This is a genomic window from Acinetobacter variabilis (genome assembly GCF_000369625.1).
Lineage (GTDB): Bacteria > Pseudomonadota > Gammaproteobacteria > Pseudomonadales > Moraxellaceae > Acinetobacter > Acinetobacter variabilis.
In genome coordinates this window covers 1,320,131-1,336,210 of record NZ_KB850113.1, presented here as the reverse complement: position 1 = coordinate 1,336,210, position 16,080 = coordinate 1,320,131, and the positions used below count along the sequence as shown (strand labels likewise).

The 16,080-nt window shown below is 39.0% G+C and carries 16 protein-coding genes and 1 pseudogene; 10 read left to right on the top strand and 7 right to left on the bottom strand.

All coding sequences use genetic code 11. The features are described from left to right. The first annotated feature begins 151 nt into the window (after positions 1–151). The 4 genes from F897_RS12105 (at position 152) to F897_RS12090 (ending at position 4,627) form a co-directional block, all read left to right on the top strand. Positions 152–349, top strand: a complete 198-nt coding sequence (locus F897_RS12105) for a hypothetical protein (protein ID WP_005236231.1) — start codon at positions 152–154, stop codon at positions 347–349. Positions 350–551: 202 nt separating this feature from the next. Continuing rightward, on the top strand, positions 552–965 hold the full coding sequence (locus F897_RS12100; RefSeq protein WP_005236229.1) for a hypothetical protein: 414 nt from the start codon (positions 552–554) through the stop codon (positions 963–965). Positions 966–1,264: 299 nt separating this feature from the next. After that, positions 1,265–2,428, top strand: coding sequence for a tyrosine-type recombinase/integrase (locus F897_RS12095; RefSeq protein WP_005236227.1), 1,164 nt, complete (start codon positions 1,265–1,267; stop codon positions 2,426–2,428). A 63-nt stretch (positions 2,429–2,491) separates the two neighbouring features. Continuing rightward, complete coding sequence (locus F897_RS12090; RefSeq protein WP_005236224.1) at positions 2,492–4,627, top strand: DEAD/DEAH box helicase; 2,136 nt, start codon at positions 2,492–2,494, stop codon at positions 4,625–4,627. Positions 4,628–6,124: 1,497 nt separating this feature from the next. Here the strand turns inward: F897_RS12090 and F897_RS12085 are convergent. Then, positions 6,125–6,913: pseudogene (locus F897_RS12085) on the bottom strand (transcriptional regulator); the annotation flags it as partial. Between the two features lie 1,141 nt (positions 6,914–8,054). Between F897_RS12085 and F897_RS12080 the strand changes: the two are divergent. Continuing rightward, entirely contained in the window at positions 8,055–8,282 is a 228-nt protein-coding gene (locus tag F897_RS12080) for a hypothetical protein (RefSeq protein ID WP_005236215.1), read from the top strand. A gap of 10 nt (positions 8,283–8,292) precedes the next feature. Here F897_RS12080 and bioB read toward each other — a convergent pair whose 3' ends face one another. From bioB to queG, 3 genes are all read right to left on the bottom strand, one after another. Then, positions 8,293–9,294: a biotin synthase BioB gene (gene bioB, locus F897_RS12075; RefSeq protein ID WP_005236213.1), complete on the bottom strand. Its 1,002-nt coding sequence runs from the start codon at positions 9,292–9,294 to the stop codon at positions 8,293–8,295. Between the two features lie 139 nt (positions 9,295–9,433). Then, complete coding sequence (locus F897_RS12070) at positions 9,434–9,676, bottom strand: hypothetical protein (RefSeq protein ID WP_122959122.1); 243 nt, start codon at positions 9,674–9,676, stop codon at positions 9,434–9,436. An 82-nt stretch (positions 9,677–9,758) separates the two neighbouring features. Then, complete coding sequence (gene queG, locus F897_RS12065; protein ID WP_005236209.1) at positions 9,759–10,853, bottom strand: tRNA epoxyqueuosine(34) reductase QueG; 1,095 nt, start codon at positions 10,851–10,853, stop codon at positions 9,759–9,761. 23 nt (positions 10,854–10,876) lie between these two features. On the opposite strand from queG, the gene F897_RS12060 reads away from it, so the two are divergent. Together F897_RS12060 and F897_RS12055 are read left to right on the top strand one after the other, a co-directional pair. Next, positions 10,877–12,334: a bifunctional ADP-dependent NAD(P)H-hydrate dehydratase/NAD(P)H-hydrate epimerase gene (locus F897_RS12060; RefSeq protein ID WP_005236207.1), complete on the top strand. Its 1,458-nt coding sequence runs from the start codon at positions 10,877–10,879 to the stop codon at positions 12,332–12,334. Positions 12,335–12,345: 11 nt separating this feature from the next. Beyond that, on the top strand, positions 12,346–12,627 hold the full coding sequence (locus F897_RS12055) for an acylphosphatase (protein ID WP_005236206.1): 282 nt from the start codon (positions 12,346–12,348) through the stop codon (positions 12,625–12,627). Here the strand turns inward: F897_RS12055 and ruvC are convergent. Next, complete coding sequence (gene ruvC, locus F897_RS12050) at positions 12,624–13,169, bottom strand: crossover junction endodeoxyribonuclease RuvC (protein WP_004784062.1); 546 nt, start codon at positions 13,167–13,169, stop codon at positions 12,624–12,626. The two genes, F897_RS12055 and ruvC, sit on opposite strands and share 4 nt — an antisense overlap. Before the next feature lie 125 nt (positions 13,170–13,294). Here ruvC and F897_RS12045 point away from each other — a divergent pair, with 125 nt between their 5' ends. Both F897_RS12045 and F897_RS12040 read left to right on the top strand, forming a co-directional pair. Next, positions 13,295–13,861, top strand: a complete 567-nt coding sequence (locus F897_RS12045) for an FxsA family protein (RefSeq protein WP_005236203.1) — start codon at positions 13,295–13,297, stop codon at positions 13,859–13,861. A 113-nt stretch (positions 13,862–13,974) separates the two neighbouring features. Next, positions 13,975–14,613 (top strand): LysE family transporter, encoded by a 639-nt coding sequence (locus F897_RS12040; protein ID WP_005236202.1) that lies wholly within the window; start codon positions 13,975–13,977, stop codon positions 14,611–14,613. A gap of 5 nt (positions 14,614–14,618) precedes the next feature. On the opposite strand, the gene F897_RS12035 is transcribed toward F897_RS12040, so the two are convergent. Both F897_RS12035 and F897_RS12030 read right to left on the bottom strand, forming a co-directional pair. Then, entirely contained in the window at positions 14,619–14,819 is a 201-nt protein-coding gene (locus F897_RS12035) for a hypothetical protein (RefSeq protein WP_005236199.1), read from the bottom strand. Between the two features lie 127 nt (positions 14,820–14,946). After that, the gene (locus F897_RS12030; RefSeq protein ID WP_004784054.1) at positions 14,947–15,195 is read right to left on the bottom strand and encodes a hypothetical protein; all 249 of its coding nucleotides are present in this window, start codon (positions 15,193–15,195) and stop codon (positions 14,947–14,949) included. 642 nt (positions 15,196–15,837) lie between these two features. Here F897_RS12030 and F897_RS17960 point away from each other — a divergent pair. Continuing rightward, entirely contained in the window at positions 15,838–16,020 is a 183-nt protein-coding gene (locus F897_RS17960) for a hypothetical protein (RefSeq protein WP_224213993.1), read from the top strand. Positions 16,021–16,080 lie beyond the last annotated feature (60 nt).

The window sequence follows — 16,080 nt, the reverse complement described above, 5'->3', positions numbered from 1 at the left end:
CACAAAATGAACAATTCTAGATTATAGCCGTTATTCGTCAATCATCTACTAAAACGATAAAAATATAAAATAAGTTCTGCAGCCCAGATGCTAGTATTTTTTTATTCATATAAGCTTGTTTTTGTTCCGATCAACTATCAAGGAAATTGCAATGGACACATTAGACGTACAAGTAGCAAATCGAGATGCTGTGGATTTGACTGATGATCAAATAAATGAGCTTTTATATGAGTGCGGTTACTCAATGTCGCAAGACGATGATCCTCTAGCAAATGAACCTATTCTTATTTTTATGGATATAGGAGATTTTTCCCTCGAGGATGAGGATGAGGATATTGTTCTCAAATAGATTTATTGGCTGTAGGTAAATGGTGACTATCGCCTAGGCGATTCAAGTATGGCAGGTGGTTCTAAGGCTAAAAGCAGTAGTTCTACCATTTGAAGTAAGCAGTCAGCATATAACTGCTTATTTCTTTGTAAAACCACTCTATGGTAAATCTCACATTGTGAGAATGACAGGGTGGAATATTTATCAATTTAAGGTGTTTAAAATGCAAAAAGTTCAAATGAATTCAAATAAATATTCTCATATAGGGAAATCTATGGGGTGTATTTTTTTAACGAATTCTATTAAAGAAGTAGGTTTTATCCGTGTAATCGATCTGCTTGAGTACGTCGATAGATTACCGGAGGGGAAAGCTATTCCGTTAAACCTAGCTAAAACACTATCTAAACGGACTTTTATGTTAGATGATCAGATGTATAACCTCATAATGTTTTTACTCGCACAGCTTGAGGTGGTCAGATATGACATGGACGCTAGTATTAAGACTATAGAAAAGTTACCAGAAAGTAATGCATTGCCATATTACTTAAAATTTTTATTGGGGCCTCGTCGAACTATGAATTTAGTTTGGCTATTTTCTTCACCTAGTTCATCTAGCTATCCTTTGTATTTGAAATAGCTATGTAAAATTCGCGTTCATTGGCGCCAGAACACGAATTTTCTGTACTAGGCCTTAACATGATTTTGCACTTGATCAGGCAAGAGCATGTAACTGTTTAATCCATTCTATGTCGGTACTTTCACTTTATCGTGATTTATACCGTCAGCACTTTGACACAAATCTATTGGTTTTTTGATGAATAACGTTAACCCGTTAGGGGTTCGTATGTCTTGAAAAAAGTAGGTTGTACATTCTTATTTTTGTATGTAATTGATTAACTTGAATATATTATTTTTTTGATATGAGGAGTATGTTATATGTCACTTAAAAATATCGATTGGTCCCAATTTGAAAAGGGCAAAGAATATGATGTCAGCCAATTAACTTCTGGCTTCAAAGGTTTGAAGTTTATCAGTAATGCTGAAGGTGTTCGGTTCATTATTCGCTTGACTTACGAAGGTAAGAAAATATCCCGAAGCTTGGGTTCATGTTCTCATAGTAATATTATTATGAAACTTAAAGCTTTAAAGCCACAGGTAGAGAAATACCACCGCTTAATCAGTCAGAAATGTCATCCATTTGCGCAGCAACTGAAGCCACAGGTAGTTACCTTTGGTCAGTTTGCACAAACTGTTTATTTGGTTGAGGCCAAGAGTCGTAAGAAATCTTATGGTGATGATGAATCACGCCTAAGAATGCATATTGCGCCTGTACTGGGGAACTATACCTTTAAGGATATTACATCGGGACAATTAAGCCAGTTAATTGCGGATTTACGCCATCAGAAGAAGCTGAGTAATGCAACCATTAATCGTGTAAGAGCATTATTATCGTCAATCTTCAATATGGCAATCGATCATGAGCTAATTGAAACTAATCCAGTACTACGAGTGAAAAAATATAAGGAGAATAACCAAAAAGAACGTTATCTCAATGATGATGAGCTGAAAAAGTTGATGAATGTTCTCAGCCAGCCAACACGGTTTGGTATCAGTAATCTGGTCATTGTTGCTGTAATTAAATTCTTACTGCTGACTGGTGTGCGTAAGCGAGAAGCACTGGATATGCAATGGACTGACGTTGATCTTAAAACAGGCGTATGGCTGCTATCTGAAAACAAGTCAGGTAAGGCCAGACGCATACATTTGAATCAAGATGCTCTGTCTATTATTCATCAGATGTCTAAACAGCATCGTCATATATTCGCCAATCCACAAACAGGCTTGGCATTCAATGATATCCGTAAAACCTTTGACAAAGTAATGGCTATTGCAGGGATCGACAATATGCGTATTCATGACCTACGTCATAACTTTGCCAGCTTAGCCGTAAACAGTGGGCAAAGCTTATACGTGGTACAGCATTTACTTGGACATGCTTCACCACAAACGACTCAGCGATATGCCCATTTGCAATCTGACACTTTACTGGCTGCATCAGAACATGTAGCAAGCAAAATCCGTGAAGCGAAAGTCGCTTAACTCACCTTAATTCAAATCACTTTTTATCTGGGGTGCCATCAAAGGCACCTCATAGGAGAACTCGTGTCTAAATTACCTAAAAAACAGGTTATCCAATTGAATGCAGATGAAACCATTCAAGATAGAATTCAACTGCATTATGGCAATACGTTGATCCGAGCCAATACAGGGGCGGGCAAAACTACTTTTGTGCTTAAATCTTTAATGCGTGATCACAATGTGGTGTTATGTTGTCCAACCATTGCTCAAGTCAAGCAATGTGAAGAAGACTATGGGCATCAGGCAAATATCCATTTTATACATGGAGAAAAGTCAATTCCCAAAGAAAGGCTAAAGAACTTATGCAAATCCAGTGTAGTCATTACATATGACCAATATGACAAAATAAAAAATTATTTGGATCAAAAAACTGTAGTTGTGATTGATGAGTGCCAGAAGCTTTATTCTGCAGGAAATTATCGTGACAAAGCGATTTATCCCTTATTGTCATCTGTAAAAAATGATAAATATGACCAGACTGTCTTGTTGACAGCTACTTTAACTGAGCCGTTATTCGAACAGCTTGGCATTAATATCAGCCACTATTTTGATATTCACAAACCGGTAGACCTAAACCGCAGTATTCATATTCTAAGATACAAAGAGGCACACAAGTTAAATGGTTTGCGCCATATCTGTACTCGTCTTTCAGAAGCAAAGAAAGAAGGTAAGAAAAAAATTGTACTGGTTCGACTGAATGACATTGCACAATCTAAGCTCATTCAGAAATACCTAGAGAAACAAGGTTACTCAGTAATGCTTATCAATCGGGATGAAATGTCCCGTAAAAAATGTACTGAGATGTTGAGTGTTTCTAAACTAGATTCAAAATACCAAGTAGTTCTCTGCACTTCTATTATGGATGAAGCCATTAACTTGAATAATGTCGATGATGAAGTCGATAGCGTGCATATCATGGGTCAATACGCTCATCCTGAAGAAATTACCCAATTTATTGGGCGAATGCGTAAAGCAAACCCACCTATATTTATTCATCTTTCACAAGACATCGAGGTGAAAAAGATTGACTGTAACAAGGAACACCAAATACATGTGTCTACGATGGACGAACAATTTAAAAAGATGGAATATTATCTGGAATATGAAGTCCTGAAGCTAATAAACAAAGATAAGTTCGAGGGCTTTGAGGACTTGATTAACGACAAAATGGACAGGGTTAAGGCCTTCAATGCACTGACTGATGAAGTATTACAGTGTAAGGGGTTTATGCTGGATAATAAAAAAATATGTCTAAATACACCAAGTTTGGCAGGGAGACGATACCAACTCGACTTGCATAAATGTTACTTCAATAGTAGTTACCTAAAGTTTCGCCTATTAGGGTTGATGCCTCATGCTCAAGTGAAAGTAAATTTATCGCAGGATGTACTTGATAGTGAATTGCTTGCTAACCTAGAGCTATGTGCGGAAGAAATGAAGCAAATGAAGCAAAAGGTCATTCCTGAAGTGATTGCTGATGTCATCGATAGAGTTCATACGAATTCGTACACTGTCATTAGCTATTTACAAGAAAATGTAAAAAATGGAATTAACCTCTATGATAAAAGTGAGGAACCAGTTCATTATGAAATTTTTGAACAGATGGGGAAACTGAGTGATCGTCTGGGTAATATTGTAGATATAGCTGACGCCATCCAGAAGAATCGGATTAATAGTGTAATGGCTATTGGTTTTCAATATAAAATGCATCCCCTTGTAAAATCTGTCATGAAGGGGCTAGAGCAATGGTTACCCAAAAATGAATGGGGGAAAAATTGGTATGGGTATGCTGAGATTACGAAGTTAATGAACAGTTGGCTTAAGTTGCTTGCAAAAAACAGGTCTGTTGTTGCTCTCCTTGAAGAGCACCCCTTGAACGATGTATATGTAAATAATCAGAAACAGTTAGTTTTCACGGATGGCGGTTCAATTCGGTTTTTAAAAAGATATGCCAATGTCGAAGTGAGAAATGATAAAAAACCATATGCGATGAAGAAGGTTGCGTTCAACAGTTTATGCGCATATGGCTATGTGTTCAGTGATTTGGAAGGATCCTTTAGAACTAAGTACGTATCTGTAAACGATGTTGAATATGATGCAAAAACTGGTCGTAAAAAGCCAAAAAGAAAAAATTTAACTGAGATCTACGATGAAGTCTGATTGAGGGGTAAATTTGATCGTAGAAGAAGGTGGGCTTTGCTCACCTTTTTTAATATCAGAATAAAACTCATAGTACTGAATGCGGTGAAGTCCATGTGTTATTTGGATTTTATGATCGAGAGAAATTCTATGCTTCTTAGATAGTCTCATCGAGAGAAAAAAATCCAAATAAAGGGGAGTAAATATCCCATATTGCAAAACTGGCTAGGCCCTTATAAATAAGGACAAATACCAATTTGAAGGGGGAGGTTCGGTATTAAATAAAAAAAATAAAAATAGGCTACCCCCCCATCATAGGTCTACTGCAAAAAAAACTATACCCTGTACAGGGTGATTCAAGTTCAATTAGGATAGATTAAGGTCTTAGATGCTGCTGGAAAAAGAGTCATGGTCTTGTAGGGTCAATCAAATAATCATTATATTTCTGGAATCTATCTACTAGGGCCTAGCAGATTATTGCGGTCTTTTTAGGGTCTATTGCAAACCTATGTCAGAAAAATCAGCTTATTTACCTTATATTTACATCAGGTATAGAAATAGCTTAGAGAAGCTATTTTGAAGTCTGAAAACCTGTAACTTCTTACAAATCAAGAAGTTGTTTTTATTAGGTGAAGTCTCCTTGTTTTTATTGTATTTTGCATCAGGATTATTGGTTAACTTGTTGTATTTATTGTCTATTTTATGAATTATTGTTCTGACTCATAATCCGTTGGTCGACAGTTCAAGTCTGTCTGGGCCCACCAAATTTATCAAGCACTTAAGGGTAACTCTCTTAAGTGCTTTTTAATTCCAGATTCCATATAAGCACTATGTAATTAATTAAATAAAGTATAGAAGCAGAGCCAAGTTTATTATCAGTATATTTAGAAAATAGAATAACCCCATAAAAGGTAGGATTTTGGTAGGTAGGTTTCTCTACAGATTTATTCCATACTTCTATTACGGTAAAGGCCTTTGGTAATAAAACAGAAATGATAGAAGGAATCAAACCATAGCTTTTAGGAAATTACAGATTAAAAAAACGGTTTACTTATCCCTTATGTTTATTTTATAAGGCTAGGGATGCACAAGTAGTCAAAATTTTTAAACCGGCGCTGTAAGCCTCTATGTAAGTCAACTCTCCACTCGATGGACTTACATTTTTTTACGACCCTGCTCACGCTTTTTGAAAGCGGGCCAAGAAAACGTATCCCCATACTGTCATTTTGGCTTATCCTAAATCCTTGAGGGGATAAGGAGCAGGCATTGTTCTTTTTTCAAAAATTTAATTAGCTCAAAAACAGAAACTAAATACTTTTATTCTGAAGCAGGATAATAGACTGTAGGTTTGATAAGAATAGAATCATATATCTTGCTATAAGTGATTTCTGTCTGCAGTTTATTAAATGAAAAGCAATCAAAATTATAAATTTTAAAGTATGGAGTGATTTTTTAATTTTTAGCTCAATTGAAAATTTATTATAAGCATAAAAGTTAAAATTAAATAACTGCTAATATTTAAATATCCTGAAATTTAAGTAATGCCTGATGCACTGGCTGACTCTTTGGCATCAATTCAATCAAGCGTTTTACTGTATCAATTGCTTCGGGGAAACGAGCTACATGTTTAAGCAATACATCCGTTTCATTTGCTTTAAAAATGGCATCACTGAGTCTCAATTCCAGACAATTCCTCCAAACACATAAAACTGGACTCTCAGTCTTTGCCAAAAATACACCTGTATATAGTTTCAAAACAGAATCGATATAACCGGCATCCAGAGACTGTTCTGTTTGCAGGAAATCGGCTTCTACATGAGCGAGTAGACGATAAGGCCGTGAACCCAACATGCCACCTAAAAGATCTCTAAGTTGTGACATTTCTGCTTTTAAGGTACCCATACTCACTTTGCGTTCACCATAGAGCGCCTGATGCAGATTATCCAGACTTAAACCTTGCGGACATAAAGCTAAAATCGCAAGAATTTCAGTCTGACGTGGTGTAATTGTTAAAGCTTTACCATTAAAAATGACCTGTGGAACAGAAAAAGCACGAATATATAAACGCTGTCTTTGTGATTCCAGTAAAGCAGATTGAATAATTGAGTCACAGCGTTCTGCTGCCAGTAGAACCAAGCTATTATGCTTTTGCCATTCAGTGGATAAGGCAATTACACCCAGAATGTGTTTGGAATACGGATCAATAATGGGTGCAGCATAACAGGCCATATCTTGGACCGATGGCATGTAATGTTCGCTGGAAAACACGCAGCTAGACTGTTGGGTTTTGATCGACAGCGCGAATGCTCTGTTCTAGCTGTGCAGCATGAGATAGCGATAAACTACTGCTTTGGCGTAGCTGATCAATTTTTTGTCTGTGTAGTATCAGATTTTGCTCTGTTATCATTCCTTATTCTCACAATAATTCATGATTTACACCCATGGTAATTATTATTGTTTTTATGAAGAATCAAAAGAAATGTAAACCTGTCGCATTTCAAACCTTTTTCTAACTTTATGATGATTATATTAATCTAATAATGTGAAGAAGTACCTTATACCAAAACTGTAGATGCGACTTCGTCACATTAAAATAGGCAAAGGAAGTAGATATGCGTGATATCGATTCGAATTTGCTTGGTCTAAAAATTCATTATAAAAATCTTTTAGTAGGTAATAGATCATTCCAGGTAAAGGCGAAGAATATTTTGATCATTTCTTCTTAGTTGCCACTAAAGCAGATTCTGGTTCACTTTTTTATGATCTATTTCAAACTAAAAAGCAGCTTTCAAATTTCAATTTTATAGAGAAAATTTAAGGAATTTAAAAGCATTAAACTCTGGCTAGTAGTTAGCTACACTGTAATGATTCCGACAAAATTATTTGAACGAATTTATAGAAAGCCTGAATCTATCTTCAGTCTTTTTCGAATCTCTCTAAGCCTGATATTGACTGAATCAGGCGTTATATAGCCTATAGAATAGTTTAAAGCTCAATTTCTTGTCTTATAAAAACCTTATTGATGAAAGATAACTTCTATAAATCAGTAACCTATGAAATGATGATGTTTGAATCGAAAGAAAACTTTAAAAGCAGACGAAGTGTATTTAACAGAATGTAAAAATATGTTAATAAATATAATATGATTTTTAAACCAAAATCATGGATGTTTCAGGAAGAAAGATCAGGAAGCTGATAAAAAATAATTACAGGAGTTTTAGCAATGCTTCAATTATTAAAAAAAATATTTTGTCTGCACATTTATGAATACCAGCAAATGGAGGAAATTGGGGCAGATTGGGAATGCCGCAAATGTGGTACCCAAAGAGATTAAAAAAATACTGAAAGAAAAAGTGAGCAATATGCTCACTTTTTTATATCCATTATATTTAATCTAAACTCATATCCGTTAAAATCATTACCAGTACCACATGATGAGAAGGCTTAAATGAGCAAAGATTTCCATGCCAAAACCTATATTGTAGATGAAAATCTGGCTGACACTTTACACTGGTTAAGTCTGCATCAGGACTGTTATGACTCTTTTAGTTTTGATGCACTGACGCAGAAACTGGTCGTACATCATGCCAATGGAACAGACCAGATCCGGATCGGTGATTATCTCAATGCCAGTTATGGCATTTTAATTACTGCGCATAACTTTTCAGCATCTTGAATTATTTCAATTAACTTGCCATTGCATCAGTCGCCAATGCGCGGATGCTTGGCTTAGGTTGTTCTGCTACCAGTCCCAATTTTTCAAAGAGCTGTTGGTCACGACCTTTGGCTGTATTTGGAGTCGTTAGCAATTTTTCGCCTGAGAAAATTGAGTTGGCGCCTGCCATAAATGCCAATGCCTGATCTGAGTCAGTCAGTGATTCACGGCCTGCCGAAAGACGGATATAACTTTTGGGCATCAGAATGCGGGCCACTGCAATAGTTCGAATCCATTCAATCACATCCAGTTTTTCAACATCTGCCATCGGTGTGCCTTCAATTGGCACCAGCATATTGATAGGTACAGATTCTGGGTGAATCGGAAGTGTAGAAAGCTCAAACAATAAACCGATCCGATCATTGCGACTTTCACCTAAGCCGACAATGCCACCACTACACACTTTCAAGCCAGCTTGGCGCACATGATCCAGTGTATCCAATCGGTCATCAAAGCTGCGGGTACTGATAATATGTGAATAGTATTCACGTGACGTATCCAGATTGTGATTGTAATAATCCAGACCAGCATCTTTCAGGCGTTCTGCCTGTGAGGCATTCAGCATGCCTAAAGTCATACAGGTTTCGAGTCCAAGTGCTTTGACTTCACGTACCATGTCCAGCACATAGGGCATATCACGTTCATGCGGATTACGCCACGCTGCTCCCATACAGAAACGCGAACTGCCAGAAGCCAGTGCTTCTTTTGCTTCCTGAATTACTTTTTCTACTGCAATTCGTTTTTCCGCTTCGAGTTTGGAATCATAATGTGCGGACTGAGAACAGTATTTGCAATCTTCCGGGCATTTACCGGTTTTAATAGAAAGCAGGGTACTGACCTGAACGGTATTGGCATCAAAATATTGACGATGAACTTGTTGAGCCTGAAAGAGTAAGTCCATTAAAGGTTGTTGATACAGGGTCTCAATTTCTGTACGAGACCAATCATTACGTATTGGATCAATACTGTTCATCTGTCCATCCTTGTTCATATTTATTTATCAGGCTCCATCTTAAGTAAAAGTATCGCCGTCTTCATTAGCAAAATATGACCTTATAGAAAAAACAAAACCCACACAAGGTGGGCTTTGCTGTTGAACTCTTGATCGGGCTTTATTCACGATGATTTCCGTGAATATTCTGGTTTTGTAAATCACTACGATGTTGCTTGTTTAATACACGTTCATCTTGTTCGTGCTGGTTATTTTTTGGAGAGCCAAGCGGGCCATGTTGTGACTGCTGCTGTTGCTGTTGTTGCTGCTTCTGGTGTTGATGTTGCAACTCTTCAAGCTGTTCCTGATTTTGATGTTGTGTATCAGATGACTTTTGCATATCCACCTCCGGCTTTATTTCCATTCTTTTTCCTTTATGCCATAGCTTGCACAGTAACTGTGTAAGGCTTTGACGAGAAAATGTGAACCGAAGTAAAAATTGAAAATTACCGGGATTTTGCCAGTTGCTCCTGTATAGCCCAGTCAATATGAACTCGTACAATCTCATCATGTTGATTCTGCTGAGCTTGTAATGCCTGCACAATCTGTGGATCAAAAGGTGCATTACCCAAGCCGATCGCGATATTGCGCATAAAGCTTTGATAGCCAGTACGGCGTAATGGACTGCCTTCAGTGGAGCTCAAAAATGTAGCCTCATCCCATTGCCAGAGATCCAGTAAACTCACTTGATCCAATCCATATCGGGGGTGAAAATCTTCAATATTGGTTTTTTGAGCAAAACTGTTCCACGGACAAATCAACTGACAATCATCGCAGCCAAAGACCCGGTTACCAATCCCTCGACGTAACTCCTCTGGAATGATCCCTTTATACTCAATGGTTAAATAAGCAATACAGCGACGTGCATCTAGCATATAAGGTTCAACTATAGCCTGTGTCGGGCAAATATCAATACAGGCTGTGCATGAACCACAATGTTTGCTTGCAGGCTCATCAAAGGGCAGTTCCAGTAAGCTAAAAAGTTCTCCTAAAACAAAAAAAGATCCGGATTTTTTATGGATTAATAAAGTGTGTTTACCGGTCCAGCCCATGCCCGCACTTTCGGCCAGAGATTTTTCAAATACAGGTGCAGAGTCTGCAAAGGGGCGGGATTCAAATTCACCAACCTTTTCCCGAATTTTTGCAGCCAGCATTTTTAGGCGCCCGCGCATGGTTTTATGATAATCACGACCACGGGCATAACGGGCAATAATCGCAGAATTTGGTGCATAGGGCACTAGACGCGGTTCTGGAAGATCGACCAGATAGTCCATTCGTACACAGATCACGGATTTGGTATTGGGAATAAGCAGTGTGGGATTGGCACGTTTTTCCAGATTTTCTTCCAGAAACTTCATATCACCGTGATAACCGCGGTCTAAATATTCCTGCAAACGGACTAATTCTGCTTGAGCATCCGGTTTGGCAATGACACAATCAGAAAAACCCAGCTCTCGTGCCTGCGCTTTGATCCACGCCTTCAGTTCATTAGGATCTTGTTGATAAACTTGAATTTGCGCTTGGGAATCGGGTATTGTCATAAACCAGAAACAGGAAATAAGAAATGCAGCAGCAAGTTTATCATAGCCGCGATATACAAGCATGGGAGCAGCGCTGGTTTGGCAAGCAAAATAGTTCTTATGGTTTGATGCAACAGGTGGCATGGTCGATTGCGCAGCGACTCATCCCTTTATTGGAACAACAGCAATTGACTCAAATCGCTGTCTGTTGCGGTCAGGGTAATAATGCCGGTGATGGTTATCTGGTAGGAAAATATTTAAAACAGGCCGGTTTTGAAATAGATATTTATGCAGCAGAACCCGGTCCATCACAGGATCTGGCTCAAGCAATCGGGGAAGCTCAGCAAATCGGTATACCTACTTATTCAGGTTTTAATTTTCAGAAACAATATGAAGTTTATATTGATGCCTTATTTGGGATCGGTTTGAACCGTGATCTTAATGAAAATTGGCAACAGATTATTCAAAGCTTTAATGCCCAGCAAGGACTCAAAATTGCAGTAGATATTCCAAGTGGATTGCATGCCAATACAGGCCAGCCTTTGCCGGTTGCCATTAAGGCAGATCATAGTCTTACTGTTTTAGGTTTAAAGGCGGGCCTATTTACCGGACGAGGCAAAGAATATACCGGCAAGGTAGAGGTCATCTCGGTTATTCCTTCCGATGCTGAACTTGTGCCGATAGCTCAAATTTCCTCGACTCAAATTCATCTGCCTAAACGTGAAGCTTTTGGACATAAGGGCAGTTATGGGCATGTGCTCGTAATTGGGGGGCATGCCGATATGGGCGGTGCGGTCATTATGGCAGCTGAGGCAGCCTTTGCTGCCGGTGCAGGTAAGGTCACTGTGGCTTGTGATGCCAAACATCATACTGCCATTTTGTCACGTGCTCCGAATATCATGCTGCGTGATATTAATGCGCTAGATGCTGAGCAACGCCAAGCTTTAGTTCGTCATGTGGACGCTGTCTGTTTTGGTATGGGGCTAGGACGAGATACTTGGGCTGAGAAGCAATATAATTACTGGTTTAACCTGATTCAGCAATCAGAACTGGAGACAGTTCTTGATGCAGATGCCTTGTGGTTTCTGGCAAAAGCACCACAAAATTTGAATGCCCATACTTATGCAACACCGCATCCGGGTGAAGCGGCTACTTTGCTAGAAATGAAAGCATCAGGAGTCGAAGCAGATCGCATTCAGACAATTAAACAGCTCCAGCAAAAATATCAGGGACAATGGGTGCTCAAGGGTTCAGGTAGTCTGATTTTAGAGGATGATCTTTATATTTGTACCGCAGGCAATGCCGGTATGGGAACCGGAGGAATGGGAGATGTACTTGCTGGCATGATCGCCAGTTTGAAAGCCCAATTTAAAGATGATATCCATTTACACGAGATCGTAACTTTGCACGCACTTGCAGGTGATGTACTGGCGGAAAAGGGTGAACGCGGCTTACAGGCGCAAGATATGAAACATGCCATTTACCAGGTTGTGAACCACTAAGGAAAATAAAAATGCAGGCCATTCATTTAATCATTCAGGGCAAAGTGCAGGGCGTGGGCTACCGTCGCTGGTTTGAACAACAAGCAATTCAATTAGGTTTAAAGGGTTTTGTACGTAATCTGGAAACAGGCGAAGTTGAGGCTATCATTGTTGAGAAGGAAGCGATTGTTCGGAAAATGATCCAGCTCAGCAGAACTGGACCACAACGTGCAAAAGTCACTGCAATACATCAGCAGAGTTTGAATCTTCAAGACGCTGATTTTCAGGACTTTAAAGTATTAACCGAAGATTAACGGCGGCGAGTGCTGACCCGGCTGCGTCCGCGTGCCATGCCCCCCAATGCATTCAATACGGCCATTTTACTCATACTGCCTGAAGCATGGGCATGACAAATGGCAGCAGCGAGTGCATCAGCAGCATCCTGTTGCGGCTTGATTGTCAGGTTCAGAATACGCATAACCATCATCTGAACCTGTTCTTTGTCTGCAGCGCCATAGCCCACAACAGACTGTTTGATCTGCCGCGCCGTATATTCAGCAACTTTCAGATCCAGATTCACCAAGGCTGCGACTGCGGCACCACGTGCCTGACCCAATTTAAGAGCAGAATCCGGGTTCTGTGCCATAAACACTTGTTCCACCGCAGCCTCGGTCGGGCCGTAAAATTTGACAATCCGCTCTACACCGGCAAAGATTCGTTTTAAACGTTCAGGCATTTCCGCTGTTTCAGTTCTAATCGTTCCCGCATCAACAAAAGTAAGTTTTGAACCTTCTTTCTGGATGATACCGTAACCTGTTAGACGCGAACCGGGATCAATCCCAATAATTAATGACATGCCTGCACTTTAAAAATAAAATAATGCCCATATTGTTACATAAGCGTATCAAAAAAGCTTGATCCTGATGAAGCAGTTGATTACAGCATCCTAATATTTATTTTACTGAGATTAGATTAATTTTCATGAAATTATTTCTTATTATCCTGGCCGGCTTAGTCCTCGAAGTATTTGTATGGATTGGCGTGGGTGACCTTGTCGGGAGCATGTGGTACGTATTTTTCTGGTTCGTGGCGGCCTTCTTTATCGGTATGAACCTAATCCGGAAATATTCGGCCGGCGTTATGCCGCAAATGCAGCAAATGCAGATGGGACAAATGAGTGCAGATCCGGCATTATCGAATAATTTACCTAAGATCTTGGCTGGCTTTTTCCTGCTGATTCCTGGTTTGATTAGTGATGTACTTGCGGTATTAATGCTGATTCCACCTGTACAACGTGCTTTCCAGGCAGCTATGATGAAAATGATGATGAAACGTCAGCAAGCCATGATAGAAAAAATGATGGGTGGCATGATGGGCGATGTCGGTGGCGGTGCAGGTCAAAACCCGTTTGCGGAAATGATGCGTCAAATGCAGGATATGCAGAACCAGCAGGGTGGTCATAGAGATTCAACCATTATTGATGGGGAAGCCCGTGAAGTGACCCCGGAAGCCAAGAAAATTGAAATGAAAGATGTGAACAAGAAATAAAATCAAGCTTCCAATAAAAAAGCCGAATCTCATGATTCGGCTTTTTTATTGGAACTTTCTAATTTCATTAAACAAAAGTTATAATAGTTTTTTACCATTTGATCTTTTTTTAAATGTCTTTGCTTTTTACCATCTGTTTTCTACATTTTGTAGCTCAATTAAGCCCCGGTCCTGACATTTTACTTATCGCAAAAAGTGCAGCCTCTACGACACGTATGAATGCCTTAAAGGTGATTGCTGGAATTTCAGCGGGGATCGTAGTTTGGGTGGTATTGACGCTAGCAGGCTTTACCGTATTGATCGACCAGTTTTCCTGGATTCAGCAGGTATTGATGGTCATCGGTGGGTTATTTTTGGCCAAAATGGGCTGGGCCATGCTAAAAGGCGGATGGCAAAGTTTTCAGAACAGACATCAAACTCAAGATGATTTAAATACGGTAGAAGCACCAAAAAGTTATTTTATGCAGGGTTTATTGACTAATCTGTCGAATCCTAAAACTCTGATCTATTTCAGTAGCGTATTTTCACTTGCACTGAGTTCATCAGCTTCTGATTATTTAAAAGCGCAACTGGCAGTGATTATTCCGCTGCAAACATTTATTACTTTTACTTTACTAATGCTATTAATTTCCCATCCTAAAATTAAAGAGGCTTACCAGCGATCAGGAAGTTATATCGATATGATTTCAGGCGGGTTATTCCTAATTTTTGCAGTCTGGTTATGGTATGACGCGCTGGTTCTAATGAACTAAAAATCTTAATTCGATGGGGTAACAGAGGAGTTTTCGTTAGAAAGCTGCTGTGCAGCGGAAGCATCAGAAACTGGATGATCCTGTTTCTGCACTGGAGACTGATAACGATTCGGTTTAAGGGTGGCCTCAGTATTTTCCGAACCCTGATAACTGCGACTGCGATTGGCACGCTCACGTAAGCCGCCTTTTTTAATTAACTGAACCATTTTCATTTCTCACTGCAAGATGACTTATTGTAATTCAAATTTTCTATTCTGGCAGCGTTTCATATTCAAGTTAAAATTGCATAAAAAAGACCTGATCCAAGTCAGGTCTTGCTGGAGGATAAGAAAATTAGCGCGGACGTTTATTATCTTGTTGTAGCACATCAAATAATGATGACTGAGCTGGCACTTCCTGCTGCTGTGACTGGATATAAACATGCATTACCTTGAAAGCGATTGCAGTAACCAGACAGGCCACCAGACATAAAATCCAAAAACCATAAGGGCTGCGAATATTATGTGAGCCACAAGCATGACATTCTTTTTGGCCAGCTTCCACAACTTTATCGCAGCACGCACAGTGATATTGATAGTACATTGCTAAGCTCCATTACATTTCTGATATTTTTTTTGTTATCTTTCACGGACTTTTATTTTAGGCCTACATGTCATATTAATGATGCAATTAGACGCTGACAAGTCATATAACAAAAAGTTACCCAAGTCTCAGTGAGGAAAATAAATAATAATTGGCTAAGTACATAACATTATTAAGTTATTTCGAGAAATTTCTCTGGAATAATTAACTATGCTATCTATCAATTCATAAGCAATTTTTGAACCAGTTCGAGTGGAGCTTAAGAACAACAAGTATAAAATGGGAAATAGACAGGGCAAGAACTTAGATGAATTGATCTGCTCCACAAAATAGAATGATATGGAATATATTTTACTGAGTTACTTAATGAATATGTATTTAAAAAGTATGAGATGAAAAATAGCTATACCTCGCCTGATCAAGCAGCTAAGCAACTTGTGCCTGCATTTGATGCCCAATGAAAAGAAATCACCACCTGGACATTTGATACCTTTTTCACCCGCGGGCGGTGTACTCTCTACAGCTTCAGATTTAACCAGATTTGCACAAGCTCAGCTCGATGCAAAAAATGCGGCAGTACAATTAACTCAGCAAGCAACTACAGAAAAAGCAGGTAGCTACTAATTGGGATTGGGCTGGTTTGTGCGAGAACAGGACAATGACACCAAAATCATTTGGCATGGGGGAAATACCGCAGGGCATTCTGCTATTTTGATGATTGATTTAAACAAGAGAAAGGCAGTTACGATTTTAGCTAATGTTGCTGCTGTACATCCTGAAATGGGAAATATTGAAAAACTGGCTGCTCAATTACTACAGGAATAAATCAGCTTTAAGATAGTAAAAAGCCCGCACAATGCGGGCTTTTTTTAATTCATGAATTTT